At 49.3% G+C, this 15,980-nt stretch carries 15 protein-coding genes, 1 pseudogene and 1 riboswitch; of the genes and pseudogenes, 12 read left to right on the plus strand and 4 right to left on the minus strand.

Annotation, left to right across the window (positions count from 1 at the left end):
* Positions 1-370: 370 nt before the first annotated feature.
* On the minus strand, positions 371-811 hold the full coding sequence (locus ACFORK_RS28765; RefSeq protein ID WP_379205501.1) for a hypothetical protein: 441 nt from the start codon (positions 809-811) through the stop codon (positions 371-373).
* Positions 812-826: 15 nt separating this feature from the next.
* Positions 827-1,072 (minus strand): annotated as a pseudogene (locus tag ACFORK_RS28770) (IS1595 family transposase); the annotation flags it as partial.
* A 209-nt stretch (positions 1,073-1,281) separates the two neighbouring features.
* Here ACFORK_RS28770 and ACFORK_RS28775 point away from each other — a divergent pair.
* Entirely contained in the window at positions 1,282-2,340 is a 1,059-nt protein-coding gene (locus tag ACFORK_RS28775) for an alkene reductase (RefSeq protein WP_379205502.1), read from the plus strand.
* 154 nt (positions 2,341-2,494) lie between these two features.
* Positions 2,495-2,989, plus strand: coding sequence for a MarR family winged helix-turn-helix transcriptional regulator (locus tag ACFORK_RS28780; RefSeq protein WP_379205503.1), 495 nt, complete (start codon positions 2,495-2,497; stop codon positions 2,987-2,989).
* 149 nt (positions 2,990-3,138) lie between these two features.
* Here ACFORK_RS28780 and ACFORK_RS28785 read toward each other — a convergent pair whose 3' ends face one another.
* Positions 3,139-4,671 (minus strand): N-acetylmuramoyl-L-alanine amidase family protein, encoded by a 1,533-nt coding sequence (locus ACFORK_RS28785; protein WP_379205504.1) that lies wholly within the window; start codon positions 4,669-4,671, stop codon positions 3,139-3,141.
* A 487-nt stretch (positions 4,672-5,158) separates the two neighbouring features.
* Here ACFORK_RS28785 and ACFORK_RS28790 point away from each other — a divergent pair, with 487 nt between their 5' ends.
* From ACFORK_RS28790 to ACFORK_RS28805, 4 genes are read left to right on the plus strand one after another with little or no spacing between them, the layout of a single operon-like run.
* Positions 5,159-6,121: a metal ABC transporter solute-binding protein, Zn/Mn family gene (locus ACFORK_RS28790; protein WP_379205505.1), complete on the plus strand. Its 963-nt coding sequence runs from the start codon at positions 5,159-5,161 to the stop codon at positions 6,119-6,121.
* 1 nt (position 6,122) lies between these two features.
* Positions 6,123-6,857 (plus strand): metal ABC transporter ATP-binding protein, encoded by a 735-nt coding sequence (locus ACFORK_RS28795; RefSeq protein ID WP_379205506.1) that lies wholly within the window; start codon positions 6,123-6,125, stop codon positions 6,855-6,857.
* Positions 6,854-7,780 (plus strand): metal ABC transporter permease, encoded by a 927-nt coding sequence (locus ACFORK_RS28800; RefSeq protein ID WP_379205507.1) that lies wholly within the window; start codon positions 6,854-6,856, stop codon positions 7,778-7,780. The genes ACFORK_RS28795 and ACFORK_RS28800 overlap by 4 nt, the downstream gene beginning before the upstream one ends.
* On the plus strand, positions 7,780-8,655 hold the full coding sequence (locus tag ACFORK_RS28805; RefSeq protein ID WP_379205508.1) for a metal ABC transporter permease: 876 nt from the start codon (positions 7,780-7,782) through the stop codon (positions 8,653-8,655). The genes ACFORK_RS28800 and ACFORK_RS28805 overlap by 1 nt, the downstream gene beginning before the upstream one ends.
* A gap of 40 nt (positions 8,656-8,695) precedes the next feature.
* On the opposite strand, the gene ACFORK_RS28810 is transcribed toward ACFORK_RS28805, so the two are convergent.
* Complete coding sequence (locus ACFORK_RS28810) at positions 8,696-9,865, minus strand: PstS family phosphate ABC transporter substrate-binding protein (RefSeq protein ID WP_379205509.1); 1,170 nt, start codon at positions 9,863-9,865, stop codon at positions 8,696-8,698.
* Positions 9,866-10,073: 208 nt separating this feature from the next.
* Positions 10,074-10,224, plus strand: a riboswitch (FMN riboswitch).
* 129 nt (positions 10,225-10,353) lie between these two features.
* Between ACFORK_RS28810 and ACFORK_RS28815 the strand changes: the two genes are divergently transcribed.
* The 6 genes from ACFORK_RS28815 to ACFORK_RS28840 all read left to right on the plus strand — a co-directional run bounded on the left by ACFORK_RS28815 (position 10,354) and on the right by ACFORK_RS28840 (position 15,974).
* Entirely contained in the window at positions 10,354-11,307 is a 954-nt protein-coding gene (locus ACFORK_RS28815) for a DMT family transporter (RefSeq protein ID WP_379205510.1), read from the plus strand.
* Positions 11,308-11,580: 273 nt separating this feature from the next.
* The gene (locus tag ACFORK_RS28820; protein WP_379205511.1) at positions 11,581-12,270 is read left to right on the plus strand and encodes a stage V sporulation protein AA; all 690 of its coding nucleotides are present in this window, start codon (positions 11,581-11,583) and stop codon (positions 12,268-12,270) included.
* Positions 12,242-12,667 carry a stage V sporulation protein AB gene (locus ACFORK_RS28825; RefSeq protein ID WP_379205512.1) on the plus strand — a complete coding sequence of 142 codons (426 nt, stop codon included), beginning with the start codon at positions 12,242-12,244 and terminating at the stop codon, positions 12,665-12,667. Before ACFORK_RS28820 ends, ACFORK_RS28825 begins: the two co-directional genes overlap by 29 nt.
* Before the next feature lie 197 nt (positions 12,668-12,864).
* Positions 12,865-13,383: a hypothetical protein gene (locus ACFORK_RS28830; RefSeq protein WP_379205513.1), complete on the plus strand. Its 519-nt coding sequence runs from the start codon at positions 12,865-12,867 to the stop codon at positions 13,381-13,383.
* A 48-nt stretch (positions 13,384-13,431) separates the two neighbouring features.
* Positions 13,432-13,599 (plus strand): hypothetical protein, encoded by a 168-nt coding sequence (locus tag ACFORK_RS28835; RefSeq protein WP_379205514.1) that lies wholly within the window; start codon positions 13,432-13,434, stop codon positions 13,597-13,599.
* A gap of 734 nt (positions 13,600-14,333) precedes the next feature.
* On the plus strand, positions 14,334-15,974 hold the full coding sequence (locus tag ACFORK_RS28840) for a spore germination protein (RefSeq protein WP_379205532.1): 1,641 nt from the start codon (positions 14,334-14,336) through the stop codon (positions 15,972-15,974).
* Positions 15,975-15,980: the final 6 nt, after the last annotated feature.

The following is a 15,980-nucleotide window of genomic DNA, read 5'->3' on the forward strand; positions in this document are numbered from 1 at the left end:
CTTTATACGTTGGTGTTCTCATCATAAAACATCTGTTGGCTCTCGGGTACTCTGAAATCGTTTACCTTTAATTGGAAATATAGTGATACAAGATTAGACTCCAGAGACGTTATGAGCAGAAATCCTGTGTGAAATCCACTGTTTGGGAGGAAATAGCGGCAGCTGAGTCCGTTACATGTTGCAAAAGCTACTTGATGTACAAATAACGACAATAGGGTCCGTTAGCCCCCAGGCATAAGTTTCAACCTTTGAAGCAATTGTTTTGGCAATCACTGATGATGAAGCTGAGCCTGATTTATAAGGCTATTTATCATCAACAATCATAGAGAATGTGTTTCTCGACACTCTGACCGCCTTTGAGGCGGTTTTTTTACTGTAATCGACGTTTTCGTCCCCATAGCCAAGCGGCATAACCAATGATGACAAAGCTAATGAGGAATAGCATGATCGGTTTGGTATAGTCTGGTTTACCAGCATATTTGCCGTGATAGAGTAAGGTTGCGTACCGACCATCGCTTTCTTGTACCGCGATGACTGCAGAATCACTGATATCGAGGATACGGTAATAAGGCGTCCCTTTCGGATAGGTATTCGAAAAATTGCCGGAATACGTTCCTTCACGATCGGAATAGAACGTCACTTCTCCGATTTTCTTTCCTATTGTTTCAACGGGTGTATATGTACCTTGATGGGCATAGACACTCCCGTTATACACCACGAACTGGAATGCCCAATCGGCAGATACCGTTGTGCTGGATATAACGCACGATAGAATTAAGAGCATAGATAGTGCAGCTCTGCGAAGATTCAATAAGTCCCCCCCAATCTAGTTACGATACCTTACTTTGACCGTATATAAGCAGGAAGTCACTAACATATTCTTTTTATTCGCTGTGGTGTTTTCGTATTCCTTTTCGTCTAAGAGTTGAAACCACACCAGATAGTGTTGCAAATATTTCGTCGCTACTTCGTTAAAGCGATCCAGCCAAATGTTTAACCGGCTATGGTAGCTGTTTACGCTATGTATATGGTACGCACCTTTGACGCGTATTTTTCCATCGGACTTAAACCGGTTGACCGACGGTTCTTGTGCTTGAGGCACCTTAGTATTTCTATATTATGCAATGCGAATTGCTTTCAAAATGGTACGTTCAATGTCTTCTTACTCAAAAGTTTATTATAATATGTTCCCGGCAACATAAAATATGTTGACAGCCACATATATGTTTGATAAATTTATGTTGCCGGCAACGTTTATATAAATTGAGAGGAGTTTTTTCAATGAAAACAATTTGGAAACCAGTAGTAGTTGGGGATATAAATTTGCAACATCGTTTGGCACTTGCGCCAATGACTAGATCACGGGCTCAGTTCGACGGTACTCCAGGAGAACATAGTGCGGAATATTATGCACAACGAGCTTCTTTGGGCCTTCTAATTAGTGAAGGAGCACAGCCTTCAGAGGATGGACAAGGTTATTTATTTTCACCAGGTATTTATACAGAAGAGCATATTGCAGGTTGGAAAAAGGTGGCTGATCGTGTTCACGAAGCAGGTGGATACTTGTTCATTCAGCTTATGCATGCAGGGCGCATGTCACATCCAGACAATACACCTCATCACCGTCAGCCAGTGGCCCCTTCAGCCATTGCTCCAAAGGCACAAATGTACACTGCAACAGGCTTGCAAGATGTTCCTGTTCCGCGTGAGTTAAGTTTGGAAGAAATCCAAGAAACAATTGGTGATTTCCGCAGAGCTGCCGCAGCGGCCATACAAGCAGGAGCTGATGGTGTTGAAATCCATGGGGCAAACGGCTATCTTATTCATCAGTTTATTTCTGAGAATGCTAACGTGCGCACGGATTCGTATGGAGGATCGATTGAAAATCGCGCTAGATTCGCTATTGAAGTTGCGGCAGCGGTGGCTGAGGAAATTGGAGCTAGTCGCACAGCGATCAGGCTCTCTCCTGGAGTTCCTCTTGGGGATCTGACAGAAGGTGCAGACGGTCCTAAGGTGTATAAATATTTGATTTCCAAGCTGGGTGAGCTTAACTTAGCCTACCTCCATATTCTTCATGGTGGCGACGAAGCATTGCTTAAAGATATTCGTTCGGCTTGGCCAACCACGCTGATCGTCAATCGTCCTGGACGTCCATTAGAAGAGCTGGATAGAGATTTGAAGGATAACTTAGCCGATATTGTATCGGTAGGAACCTGGGCGCTGGCCAATCCTGATTTGGTAGATCGTTTGAAATCAGGGGCACCATTAAATGAAGCCGATCCTACAACTTTTTATGGCGGTGACAGCCACGGCTATATCGATTATCCGACAATGAAATAAGCTTGATCTATAATTTCCATTTATCCGGCGCCATAATACAGCAGCATTGAGGCTGTGTTATGGCGCAATTTTTATTTATACACCCGCTTCTTTACAAGTGCAGAATAATTCTCTACGCTTAATAATAAGTAAAAGCGGAAAGGTGATTTGAAAGATGAGTAACTTTGAAGAGAGTCAGGAAAGCTCCTGTACACCTAAGGCTGAGCAGGAAACGCAGGTCATCCAGCGATTTCCTATTAATTTCGCAATTTTTTCTATGGCTAGATCGCATCGTGGTTTGGCTGCATATTTGCTACGCGAGGCTGGTTTATTCGCAGGTCAAGAAATTATGCTGATGCAGTTAGGAGAGCAAGACGGACAATCGCAGCAGTGTCTCGGACGTACGATGCGACTGGATCATTCTACGATTGCCAAGTCCGTTCGACGCTTGGAGGAAGCAGGACTAGTCACTCGCTCCCGTTCACCTAAGGATGGGCGCGTCACGCTGGTTAAACTAACGGAGAATGGTCGAGAACTTGTGGACAAGGCGACTGCCGTTTGGACAGAAATGGAGAAAGCGGCTTCTCAAAATCTGTCAGATGAAGAGCAGGAGCTACTAATTTCGTTATCTCAAAAAATTTCAGGTAATCTGGAAGGCATCATGGGATAAAGCGAATTTTAAATCCTGCAATTCATTATTTAGAGCAATCAATAAGCCTGATAGATAGAATATAAAATAAAAATCCAGCCCCATTGCAGGGGCTGGATTTTTTGGCTTCAAACAGTTGCCTAGCTTCACATCAGAACTTGTCGATCGGACTACATTTTCAAATATTCCTTGATACCAGCGACAACTGCTTCCGCAACTTTTTGCTGGAAATCATCTGAATACATCAAGGCTTCGTCCTTCGAATTGGTAAGGAACCCGACTTCCAGCAGGATTGCTGGCATTGTCGTTTCCCTGGTTACATGCAGACTGTTCAGTTTGAGTCCTCGATCTGGCAGGCCGGTGGCCTGAACCAGATACTTATGGACGGTTTGGGCAAATTGAAGGCTTTCTTTGCGAGAGTAATGGGTCTCCGTTCCACTTGGGCTGGTTTTGGTCCCAGATGGCGGACTATTGCCATGTACGGAAACAAACAAAGAAGCATTAAGACTATTAGCTAATTTGGCTCTTTCCTGCAGAGTAGGATATGTATCTCCACTGCGGGTAAGCACGACTTGGATATTCGGCTCGTTCTTCAGTAGCGCCTCGATTTTGAGGACAACCGCGAGCGTGAAGTCCTTTTCCTTGAGGTTGTTCAGGCTGCTGGCTCCTGGATCTTTACCGCCGTGTCCGGCATCTAGTACGATCACCTTCTTGCCAGAGTCGCCCGGCAATGGCGTAACGGATGTATCCGGCGTAGGTGTCGGTATAGGAGTAGCACCAGGGTCAGGGATATAGCCGCCAGTCCCGTTCAAATCAATAATCAACAGACCATCATTGGCATTGGTCACACCGTACGTTTTAGCGCTACTCAAGTCCAGAACAATACGTATCGTTGACGGTGTGCTGCTGAACAGGGAATATCGGACGCCCGTGACGTCAGGGTAACCCGTTATAGGCACTTGGCCGCTTTGTCCAGCAGACAGAGGCAGTCCCTGGCTGAAGGCTTGTCCAAAGACAGTATTCGGCAAGTCGATAACAATCCGGTCAGTACCAGTCATTGTAAAGATGTTCGGCTTTACACTTCCGTTCAAAGAGATAATCAGCTTGTTGTCATTAAAGCTCATATCCGTTAAGGATGCCGATATCGTACTTGCCGGAGGAGTAGCGTTACCTCCCGGCGGGGTGGCTCCATTATCCGGCGTCGGAGAGGGTATATCCCCAGGCGCAGGAGTGGCTGATCCTCCGTTATCGACGCCAATCTCCTGTGCTGGAGAGGTTAAGTATACGGTCTTGGTAAAATTGTCCCAACCGACAGTGGCACCTGTCTGTTCTCCGATAAATCTTAATGGAACAAACGTGGTACCTTTGCTCAGGAAGGGCGGATTATCGAGGATGATCTGCGCACCATCGGCCTCCGCTTCTTTCTGGTTCACGACCAGCTTCAGCACACGTCCTCCCTGCTCAATTGTCGCTATCTTTGAGATGTTATCCCATTTGACTCCATACCCTAGCTGCTCCGTGACGAGACGAAGTGGCACCATGACACTTCCGTTCACAATCTGGACCTGTACATCCTTAGGCAAGGACAGATCGTTGCCATCCAGATTAATGTGTGTGCTGGACGCGGCAGCATGTCCCGTAACGGGAAATACCAGTACGAGCGCAAGAATCAGCAGTACTGCCCACAAACCGTACTTCTTCATTTCACCATCTCACCATCCTTGTGTGTTGATCCTATGTATGGACACAGTCTATCTACGATGCCAATGAAGGCATATATATAGGTTAGACGACAAAACTTTCCAAAAGTTGCAGTGGTTTCGGGATAAAATTTTGCATCTTCGAATGACCACTCGAAGTGTTTTTTCAGTAACAGAAAGAGATGAGCAGCAATAAAGTGAAAATTGTTTCACTCTTTTAAATTTTTTAGTGAGTGTAAAATTCACGTGAAGATGGATCCTTAAATCCCTGTTAAATCAACGTTATGGGTGAACACACTGATATTTATATCGGAAAAAATGATGAAGAAGTGTACAGAATATCGGATTAATTTCTTGACAAATCAGCAGTAAGGAATTAATTTTGGTTATAGAAACAATTGTTTCCTTAGGGAAAAATATTTTCGTGAGGTCATTTATTTATTTTTCAAAAAATTACCTGATCATCAGGTTGTCAAGAGGAGGAAGCAACATGAGAGAGAGACTGAAGGGTAGGAAGGCGAGGTGTGGACTCGCTCTGTCCTTGGTGTTGTCATTGGTATTATCGGCATGCTCAGCGGAGGGCCAAGAAGGCAAGGGAGCAGAGGCGGATGGGAAAATTGCTATTGTCACCACCATCGCACAGATTGCCGAGCCGCTTTCTATTATTGGCGGGGATAAGGTCAGTGTTAGCAGTTTGATGGGCCCTGGTGTGGACCCTCACCTGTATAACGCGACGCAAGGGGATATTAAGAAGATGGCATCGGCAGATATCGTATTCTACAGCGGACTTCATTTGGAGGGTAATATGACGCAGGTCTTTGAACAGATCGGCAAAACCAAGCCGGTGAAGGCGATTGCTGAAGCCATTCCTGAGGATTTGCGACTGAAGGATGAGAAGGGTGATATCGATCCCCATGTTTGGTTTGATATTGATCTTTGGGGAACAGCACTTGGTTCTGCTACAGACGGATTGAAGGAGCATTTTCCGGAGCATGCGGAGCTATTCGAGGCCAACAAGAATGACTATCTTAAAAAGCTGGATGAATTGAAGAAGGAGTCCGCAGACATGATGAGCACCATTCCAGAAAAGCAGAGAGTGTTGGTTACCGCTCATGATGCTTTTGGCTATTTCGGACGGATGCACGGGCTGAAGGTGGTCGGTCTGCAAGGTCTCAGTACAGAAGATGAGATTGGCATTACGGATGTGGATGATACCATAGGGCTGCTTCTGGAGTATAAGGTTCCTGCCGTATTTGTGGAGAGTAGCGTCAACCAGAATTCGATTAATGCGGTGATCCAGGGCGCGGGAAGCAGAGGGCTTCAGGTAAAGCTTGGCGGTGAGCTATTCTCGGATGCGATGGGCGACGGCGGGACCCCGGAAGGAACATATATCGGGATGTATCGACATAACGTCAAGACCATCGCTACAGCACTGGGCGGGGGAGGTAACTAACATGCAGGGACTTAGTGTCACAGGCTTATCGGCCGCTTATCGGAAAAGTAAAGTACTGGACGAAGTCAATTTCGAGCTGCCTAAGGAATCGCTAACCGGAATTGTAGGCCCCAACGGTGCGGGCAAATCGACCCTGCTGAAGGTGATGCTGGAGCTGCATCCGAAGCTTGAGGGAACGGTTCATTTTGCCGGAAAGCCGCTGAAGGCGATACGCCAAAAAATCGGCTATGTCCCGCAGCGGGGCTCCGTGGACTGGGATTTCCCAACAGATGCACTGGATGTCGTAATGATGGGGCTATATGGAAAAGTGGGGTGGCTGAAATCGCCCAAAGCACGGCACCGCGATCAGGCGATGACGGCACTGGAGCAGATGGGCATGGCGAATTACGCTAGCCGCCAGATCAGTCAATTGTCTGGTGGACAGCAGCAGCGGGTCTTTCTGGCTCGGGCGTTGGTTCAGGATGCCGAGTTGTATTTCATGGATGAACCACTCGCAGGTGTGGATGCGGCTACAGAGCAGGCGATCATGACTACGCTGAGAGAATTGAAGGGGCGCAACAAGACGGTTATGGTCGTGCATCATGATCTTCAGACCGTGGAGGATTATTTTGATCATGTGTTGCTGCTTAACCGCACGGTGATGAATTATGGAGAGACAGCGGATGTGTTCACGAAAGACAATGTGTACCGGACGTACGGGGCAGGCCTGCGCTGGAGAAAAGAGGTGCCGTCATGACACTCCTGCTGTCGCCCAATGCTTGGTGGGTATTGCTTAGCATGCTCGTGCTTGGTGTCGCCTCAGGGATGATTGGCTGTCTCGCCTATTGGAAACGGCAGAGCCTGATGAGTGATGCGTTGTCCCATGCGGCGCTGCCGGGCGTGGTTATTGCTTTTGCCATCACCGGTGTGAAAATGCTGCCTGTGCTGATCTTGGGGGCGGCCATCAGTGCGCTGATCGGCGCGTTCCTGGTGCAATGGGTAGTTTCCGCCAGTCGGATCAAGGAAGATACAGCGATGGGCATCGTGCTGTCCGTGTTCTTCGGCCTTGGGATTATGCTGCTCACGATCGTGAACCGGACCGGGGGCGGCAATGTAAGTGGACTTGATGGATTTATCTTCGGGCAGGCCGCTTCCATGGTTCGTACCGATGTCTACACCATGAGTGCGCTGGGACTTCTGGTTATCTCCACCGTCTGGCTGGGATTCAAGGAGTGGAAGCTGTTTCTGTTCGACCCCGCCTTTGCCAAAGGCCTCGGTTTGTCACTCCGGTTGATGAACAGTCTCTATTCAGGCTTACTGGTACTGGTAATTGTCATCGGCATTCAAGCCGTCGGGGTTATCCTTATGTCCGCCTTGTTGATTATTCCAGCAGTGAGCGCGCGGTACTGGACGCATTCTTTTAAATGGATGCTGATCGGTGCAGCACTTATCGGAGGAGGATCAGGTGTGATTGGGACGGTGCTAAGTACGATGGGTAAAGGATGGCCAACGGGTCCCTTCATCGTTGTTACATCTTCAGCCTTCTTCATGGTTTCTCTGCTGTTCGGTGCCCAGAAAGGACTAGTGATTGTCCGCCTGCAGCAGCGCAGCAGAACAAAGAGTGGATTGTCGGCACCAGCCGAGAGAGAGCAAACAGTTGTGAAGGAGGGGGGATACTGATGAGCTATACCGGCTGGATTTTGCTGACCGCTTCACTAGTAGGCTTGTCATGCGGTACAATCGGCGTTCTGTTGATTTTGCGTAGAATGGCGATGATGGCGGATGCCATCAGTCATACCGTGCTCCTGGGTATAGTTGTTGCTTTTCTGGTCACGCGTGAACTGAGTGGGTATCACATGCTGATCGGCGCTGTCGTGGCAGGGCTATTAACATCCTTATTGATCCAGTGGCTGCAGTCGCGTGGGGTGCAGGGTGAGGCATCGATTGGAGTGGTGTTCACGACCTTGTTTGCGGTGGGGGTAATCCTGATTGCTACGAAGGTGGGCAATGCCCATCTGGATGTGAAGCATGCCTTGATGGGCGAAATCACCTTTGTGCCGTGGACAACGGTGCATCTACCATGGATCGGAGACATTCCCGAGGCCACCTTCATTCTGTCCATTGTGTTGCTGGTGGTTCTAGCGGCAGTGATTGGATTCTACAAAGAATGGAAAATAACATCCTTTGATCCTGCACTGGCTGCAAGCCTCGGTATTCCGGTTGTTGTCATGCACTATGCATTTATGTCGCTCTTGTCTATCACTACAGTGGCGGCCTTTGATGCTGTAGGAGCGATCATGGTTGTGGCTATGCTGATTACTCCTGCAGCTTCGGCCTATCTTTGGACAGATCGTTTGTCCTTGATGTTTGTGCTGAGTGGGGGCTTTGGCATCCTGGCTGCAGTCGCAGGATACTATACCGCAGCCTGGCTGGATACATCGATATCGGGTTCGATGGCTTTCGCTACCGGGGTACTGTTCATGATCAGCTTCCTGGCTTCACCAAAGCATGGCTTGCTATCAAAGCTGCTGTCACCTACAGTTACAGCCGAATAAATCAGAGGATGTTCCATACTGTTGGAGCATCCAGTGAAACTCATTCCAAAGAAGTATAACCTGTCTTCTCCACCAGTTCCTGTCCCTGTGGTGAGGTAATCCAGTCGATAAACGGCTCGATGTTAGGATTGCTGCTGCCGGCTGTAACGGCATAGAATGCGGTGGCAAAAGGATATTCACCACTACGGATTGTCGTTCTATCCGGTCGTATCCCATCGATCTCCAGCAGTGCAATCTCTCCGTCATGATTTAGCTCAGAGGCGTAGAACAGGAAGCTGTAGCCGAGCGCATTTCGGAAATTGCGGTAGTTTGCAGTCCGGCTAATGATACCGCTCATGAGGTCGGCAACGTCCTTCTGTGGAGGGGTCATAAGCGGTGTGCCCTTCATAAACTTATGAAGCATGGTCTGGCTGCCGCTATCCTCTGGACGCTGGAAGGCCCGAATCCGGTCGTTGCTGCCGCCTACCTCTTTCCAGTTTGTGATTTTTCCCGAGTAGATTTCCTTGATCTGTGCAATGGTCAGCCCTTTGACCGAATTGCGCCTATTCACGAAGAATACGAAAGCTTCCCGGCCAATCGGCGTCAGCTTGAGCTGCACGCCTTTTTGCTGTGCTTCCTTCTGCTGAGATTCAGATGGGGCCGCAGCAAAAATCATATCGACTTCGCCTTCAAGCAAGCGTTTATAGGCCACCGGAGTTGTTGAGCAGGTGATTAAGCTATCTGCGCCATAAGGCTGGTACTCGCCAGAAGGATACACAGCCTGGGCAAAGGCCGCATACAGCGGATAAAGGGCTGTGGCGCCGTCAAGACGCGGAAGATTTTCAGGAATGGTAAAGGTCGCAGGTTCAGTAAGTGCAGCAGCTTTGGTATTGGGGACAAAAGGCGCGTATTGTGCCAGGTTGACCTCCTGCTCGTTGATCTCGTCAAAGCTGTTCATATACATTTTATTGAGCTCATAGCCAGCAGTGGTTAGCAGAGAGATCCCGGCGAATGAGAGTAATACGATGTGCCTGGTTCGCTGTTTCAGTATTTGGAATATTGTGATGACAGAGTAGATGGCCAAGAAAACAGTGACAGTGATCAGAAGCGGCGCATAGAATTTGAGGCCGACAGTTAGAGCCGTTATGAGAGTAGTGATAAATCCGATCAGGGCGATACCGCCTACGGAAACGACGGAGAGTATCAGCTTTGTCCAGAATGAGTCCTTCACTATGAATGGGGCTCCTTTTCCTTGATATTATTGGTAATGAAATTAATTGAATTATACCTTGAATATCCCATTTATGTAGTGGCAAATCTGTCATTTTCAGTGACGAATTTGCTTGTATGTCATGAAAGAAATATGAATATTTTCATAAAAGGCTGGACGAATGGCTGCAATAGGTTTATTCTTGGATTGTGAAAATAATAACGGAATACAAGATTCTCGGGGTAAGGTGAAATTCCTAACCGGCGGTAATGTTCAGAGTGAGCAAAGCCCGCGACTCGTTTCCACCTGTTAGCAGGAGAGGCGACTGATCTGGTGCAATTCCAGAGCCGACGGTAAAGTCCGGATGGGAGAGGATCATAAGATAAAGGCGCGGGGTCTGTTTCCTGTACGCTTTTATTGATAATACCCCCGAGTATTGCCTGTTCCAAGGCAAATCGGGGGTTTTTGGTCTCTTAATCGAGGGTTTGTATCGACAAGGAGAATGTAAGATGAGTAATGTATCTGCTTCATCCTCCGCAGTGCGCCCGGCGCGTCTGCGGAGCGGGTTTTGGCTGGTTGTTTTGGGGGCGGCGCTCTGGGGCGTGGACCCGCTGTTTCGTATCATTTTGCTCAAGTCGCTCACTTCTTCGCAAATTGTGTTACTAGAGCATGTCGTGCTGTTTATCGCCGCATTTCCTGTTCTGTGGCGGCACCGCGCCGAGCTGAAAGCTATCCGCTTCCGCCAGGCGGGAGCACTGTTGATCGTTTCCTGGGGCGGTTCGGCAATCGCTACAATCCTGTTTACCATGGCATTGTCCAGTGGTGATCTCAATGCCGTATTGCTACTGCAGAAGCTGCAGCCGCTGTTCGCTATCGGGCTTGCGGCCCTGTTGCTCAAGGAGAGATTGCCGAAAAATTTTGGCCCACTAATAATCGTAGCCTTGATTGGAACATATCTGCTCACCTTCGGCTGGAGCATTCCTTTCGGGCATGTGAACAGTTTTATCAGCGTTAGCAGTGTCATGGCGCTGGGAGCAGCCGCGCTTTGGGGAGGGTCCACTGTGATGGGCCGCTATCTGCTGGGTTCCATGAAATATGAGACGGTAACGTCGCTGCGTTTCATCTTGGCCTTGCCTTTATTATTCGTCGTTACGACGTTGGAAGGCGCGCCTTGGCAGCTCCATGGGGGGCTTGGGGCTACCTCTGCCGTAGCGCTTAATCTGCTGCTGCAGGCGCTGCTACCGGGACTTCTGAGCATGTTAATGTATTACAAGGGACTTAGCACAACAAAGGCTTCTTTTGCGACACTAGCCGAGCTTAGCTTTCCTATGACGGGTGTCGTCATTAACTGGGTGGTGTTTAACCAACTGGTCACCCTTCCGCAAGTTATCGGATTTGCACTGATCTGGACAGCGCTGTTCTTTATCTCGAGCCAACAGTCCAGGCGGCAAAGTCTGGGATAACTAATTTTGTTACTCAACCAAATAGTACGCCTGAGGGGACAGACCCCAGGGCTCAGTTTACCTTATAAAGCACTTGTTTCACTGGATGATCCAGGGGAACAGGTGCTTTTTTACATGCCCGGAAGTAGATCGACGCGCTGCGTGAGAACCTCCAATTCCCTTTTCAAGAGTAAAATTCAGCCTTTCCTCCCATACTACCTTTATTCTTTTCTTCAACCCTGTGGAGTCCAGCCCACCCTGGACCGCTCCAGATCCCCTTTAGGAGGAATACGGATGACACACCATTCGGCAACCGCCATCTTCATACAGCTCAAAAACCGGGTGTCCGTTCCCAAAGGTCAGGGGGTGATGCTCCGGGATATTGCCAATCTCATTACAGACCCGGAGTGGGAGGACGACCTGTACTCTCTGATGTTGATCCAACCCAAACAAAGTGATGGCAACTTGATCCTGATTGATCTGCTAATGGTGATTCCGCGAATTCACGAGATCCTGCCAGGAGTAGAGATCCAGCTCATCGGCGAAGGCAGAACGATTGTGCAGATTATAGGCCCGGTGGAGTCGAAGCCCCCGTCAACGGCGTTGTTCGTGCTTGTGTGGCTGTTGTTGTTTTTTGGTTCGGCACTGACGATTATGAATTTTCATGCGGATGTGAGTATGCAGGAGGTGCAGATTCGCATTGTAGAGATGTTGACTGGGGAAAAGGATGAGCATCCTTATCTGTTTCAGATTGCTTATTCCTTGGGCATTGGGCTGGGAATGGTGATTTTCTTCAACCATTTGTTCAAGAAAAAATGGAATGAGGAGCCAACCCCGCTGGAAGTTGAGATGTTTCTGTACCAGAAAAATATTGACGAATATGTGGTTCACGAGGAATACGCAAAAATGAAGCAGCGTGAAGCAGTCATATCCGAGAACACGGGGGGCGGAGGCAATGACAGCGCCGATAACGCTGGGAATTAACCTGTTGTTGGGCATTGCCGGAGGGATCGCCGTTGGCGGTGGAGTGATCGCTCTTTTTGTTGTGCTTGATATCATACCCCGACTGGCGCAACTAACCTCTTCTTACGATAAAGTGCACTGGTATGAAGGGGCGATGGTCGCAGGGTCACTGCTGGGCACCGCCAGTGATTTCTGGAACTGGAAAATTACCTCCGGTCCATTGGTAGAAATAGCAGTGGGCTTGTTAAACGGTATCTTCGTCGGTATGCTGGCCGCCGCATTGACTGAAGTATTGAATGTGCTTCCGATTCTGGCAAAACGTCTTCAAATGGTTAATCGCATGTTCGGGCTATTGATGGCAATGACTGCCGGTAAGGTCATGGGCTCATTGTATGACTGGTTTGTGTATTTAAAGTAAAGGAGGCTGTGGGATGAACAGATATATTCACAGCGGGGATTCTGTAGAGAAAAGCGTACCGGTAGAAAAAGAGTCATCCATCGAAGGAACGAAGACTTCGTCGGGAGAGGGGATGGCAGGCAAGAATCAGGAGCTTAAGGCCTCCATGGAGCTGGGCACAGAGGGTGAGGACTCCAAAAAAACAGCAGAACCAGGCCATGGTGCAACAAGTAGCTCTGCTGGCGAGGATGGTACTGACAAGGGAGCAACTGGTGACGGATCAACCAGCGGTAGCGCTAGGGTTGAAGGATCTGCTGGTGATGGATCGACCAACGGTAGCGCTAGGGTTGAAGGATCTGCTGGTACTGGATCGACCAGCGGCAGCACTAGCGACGAGGGAGCAACTGGTGACGGGTCAAGTAGCGATAGCACTAGGGGTGCAGGTGCTACTGGTGCTGGATCGACCAGCGGTAGCGCTAGAGGCAAAGGATCTGTTGGTGATGGACCGACCAGCGGTAGTACTAGTGACGAGGGAACAACTGGTGACGGATCAATTAGCGACAGCGCTAGAGGCGAAGGTGTTACTGGTGCTGAATCAACCAGTGATAGCGCTAGGGGTGAAGGAACAACTGGTGGCGGATCAATTAGCGACAGCGCTAGGGGTGAAGGTGCTACTGGTGCTGAATCAACTAGCGGTAGCAATAGGGTCGAAGGAGCAACTGGTGATGGATCAATAAGCGACAGTGCCAGGGGCAATGCGTCCACAGGCGATCATTCTACGCTAAATGGCTCCACGGCAGAGCATCAGACTGCGGAAGGCTTCAACAGCGATCATTCCAATCATGGTGATCATGCAAGCGCTGATTATGCTTCTGTGGAGGGTGCTGACTCCGGTGCTTCTAATGCCACCAGCGAAGGTGCTGGATCAAGGTTCAATAAAGAGAGCGACGTAATCAAAGCAAACGCTATGTCAGAAGTGGAGTTTAGTATGGAATCAGGTTTGTCTTCCAGCAAGACAAGAGCCGAGGCGGAGGCTGCCCAAGTTAACCCGGCTTGGATTAACAGGAATAACAGCGGCGAGGAGCAAGGGCAGACTGAAGGAACTGACGCTGGCGCCCAAAATACTTCGGAGAAGCAGCAGACGGATTCTCCAAAGTCCGGTAATGATTCCAAGACGGCAGAATCTGGGTCCTCCCCTGAGGTAGGTGAGGATCAGGCAGCAGAGTCTGGGTCCTCCCCTGCGGAAGGTGAGAATCAGGCGGCTGAGTCTGATTCCAGTGGGAGTAATTATTCGGGAAATTCACAGGATGTGGAGGTCTCCGGTGAGCTGGGAGATCAGGGGCAGGACCAAGAGAACGGGGGCAAGGGATTGTTCGCCAGACTTTTCGGATTCTTCGCAGATGATGAAGAGGATCCCGATCAAGAGGATCAGGGCGGAGATAGCGGGAGTGGGGGACAGTCACAAGATCCGCAAGCACAGCAACAAGCCGCCGCTTCAAGTGGTCAGGAAGAGAAAGGCCAAACAAAGCAAAGTAAAGCACAACAAGGCCAGCAGGAGCAGGGCACGCAGCAGCAAAGCCAACAGAAGAAAGACCAACAGAGGAAAGACCAACAACAGGCAGCCAGCAATCAGCCCCAAGAATCAGCCCAGAAGAATCAACAGCAAAAAGTAGATACGGTTGGAAATGTGCAGGGTAGGCAGGGTCCACAGATCCCAGAGGCTTCTGGAAAGAAAGGGAAGAGTGCGGATAAAGGTCAGACTCAAGCTGAAAAGCAAGATCCGCTGGAATTAAAACGCCAGAACGAACACTCGGATTCTCTGGAGGAGTCTGTGGTTTACTGGCAGGGGAACGATGATATCCCGGAAACGCTCGAACGCATTAAGGATACGCTGACAGAGGTTATAGGACTCGGGTCTTCCTTTGATATTATTTTCAGGGAGATGAAGTTTGGGGGCGCCAATGCGGCCCTGTTCTGTATCAGTGGATTCGCCAAAGATAACATTCTGGATGAAATCCTGAAGCGCTTGACCTACATCACCCCAGAACATTTATCGACGGATGTGCTGGTTAGTTTCATGGATCTCTATATTCCTCATATCCAAGTGGAGAAGGGCGATCTGCTTAGCGAAACTATCAACAAGGTATTGTCAGGCATGAGCGCATTGTTCATCGAGGGAGAGAACCAGGTTATCGTGATGGATACCCGGACTTATCCCGCCCGTAATCCAGAAGAGCCTTCCATTGAGCGGGTGGTGCGTGGTGCGCGAGACGGATTTACAGAAACCCTGCTTAGCAATATTGCGCTGGTCAGACGGAGGCTGCGTGATCCCGGTCTGAAATTTGAGATGCATCAGGTCGGCCGTCGCACGCGAACCGATGTCTGTGTAGCTTATATCGACGATATTGTAGACAAGGCGCTAGTGAAGGCAGTTACGGATAAAATCACAAGTGTAAATATTGACGGTATCCCCCTTGCCGATAAGCAGCTGGAAGAGGCAATCGTGGACGGGGGATGGAACCCCTATCCGTTAGTCCGCTATTCGGAGAGGCCGGATAATGTATCCTCCCATCTGCTGGAGGGCCGGGTAGTCGTTTTTGTGGATACCTCTCCTAGTGTGATGGTACTCCCAACAACCTTTTTCGATCTCTGTCAGCATGCCGAAGAGAACCGTCAGACGCCTTTTATGGGGAGTTACTTGCGGTGGGTTCGGTTCCTTGGGATCTTTGCCTCGATGTTTCTACTGCCCCTGTGGCTGCTGCTGGTCATCCACCCGGAGCTGAAGCCGCCCATGCTGGATTTTATTGGGCCGCAAAAACTGGCCAAGATTCCTTTGCTTGCCCAGTTCCTGATTGTGGAGCTTGGGGTGGATTTACTGCGGATGGCGGCGGTGCACACACCAACGCCCTTGGGCTCGGCGATGGGTCTGATCGCTGCCATTCTGGTCGGTGACATCGCAGTGAAGACAGGTCTTTTCGTCAACGAGGTAGTGCTGTATATGGCGGTGGCTTCCATCGGGATGTTCGCTACACCGAGCTATGAGCTTGGACTTGCGAACCGGATTATCAGGCTTGTCCTCTTGCTCGCAGTGGCTGCTTTTCAGGTGCAAGGCTTTGTGATCGGAACTACATTGCTAATTGTGTTGTTGACGATACATCGGTCGTACAACTCGCCGTATTTGTGGCCGTTTATACCTTTTAATGCAAAGGCTATGGGCGAAATTTTGCTCCGTCAACCTGTTCTGAATTCGAAAACACGGCCTTCCTTCAACAAAACCCGGGATAATACAAGAATGCCGCCTGTACAGGACAACGAAAAACAAAAGTAACGATAA

Source organism: Paenibacillus sp. GCM10012306 (genome assembly GCF_042649265.1).
In the GTDB taxonomy this organism is placed as follows: Bacteria; Bacillota; Bacilli; order Paenibacillales; family Paenibacillaceae; genus Paenibacillus_AQ.

Coding starts and splice junctions, on each gene's coding strand:
- ACFORK_RS28835 (WP_379205514.1), top strand. CDS start 13,432: ATGGCTCCACGGCAGAGCATCAGACTGCGGAAGGCTTCAACAGCGATC.
- ACFORK_RS28820 (WP_379205511.1), top strand. CDS start 11,581: ATGACACACCATTCGGCAACCGCCATCTTCATACAGCTCAAAAACCGG.
- ACFORK_RS28825 (WP_379205512.1), top strand. CDS start 12,242: ATGACAGCGCCGATAACGCTGGGAATTAACCTGTTGTTGGGCATTGCC.
- ACFORK_RS28775 (WP_379205502.1), top strand. CDS start 1,282: ATGAAAACAATTTGGAAACCAGTAGTAGTTGGGGATATAAATTTGCAA.
- ACFORK_RS28805 (WP_379205508.1), top strand. CDS start 7,780: ATGAGCTATACCGGCTGGATTTTGCTGACCGCTTCACTAGTAGGCTTG.
- ACFORK_RS28780 (WP_379205503.1), top strand. CDS start 2,495: ATGAGTAACTTTGAAGAGAGTCAGGAAAGCTCCTGTACACCTAAGGCT.
- ACFORK_RS28800 (WP_379205507.1), top strand. CDS start 6,854: ATGACACTCCTGCTGTCGCCCAATGCTTGGTGGGTATTGCTTAGCATG.
- ACFORK_RS28815 (WP_379205510.1), top strand. CDS start 10,354: ATGAGTAATGTATCTGCTTCATCCTCCGCAGTGCGCCCGGCGCGTCTG.
- ACFORK_RS28790 (WP_379205505.1), top strand. CDS start 5,159: ATGAGAGAGAGACTGAAGGGTAGGAAGGCGAGGTGTGGACTCGCTCTG.
- ACFORK_RS28785 (WP_379205504.1), bottom strand. CDS start 4,671: ATGAAGAAGTACGGTTTGTGGGCAGTACTGCTGATTCTTGCGCTCGTA.
- ACFORK_RS28795 (WP_379205506.1), top strand. CDS start 6,123: ATGCAGGGACTTAGTGTCACAGGCTTATCGGCCGCTTATCGGAAAAGT.
- ACFORK_RS28830 (WP_379205513.1), top strand. CDS start 12,865: ATGGTGCAACAAGTAGCTCTGCTGGCGAGGATGGTACTGACAAGGGAG.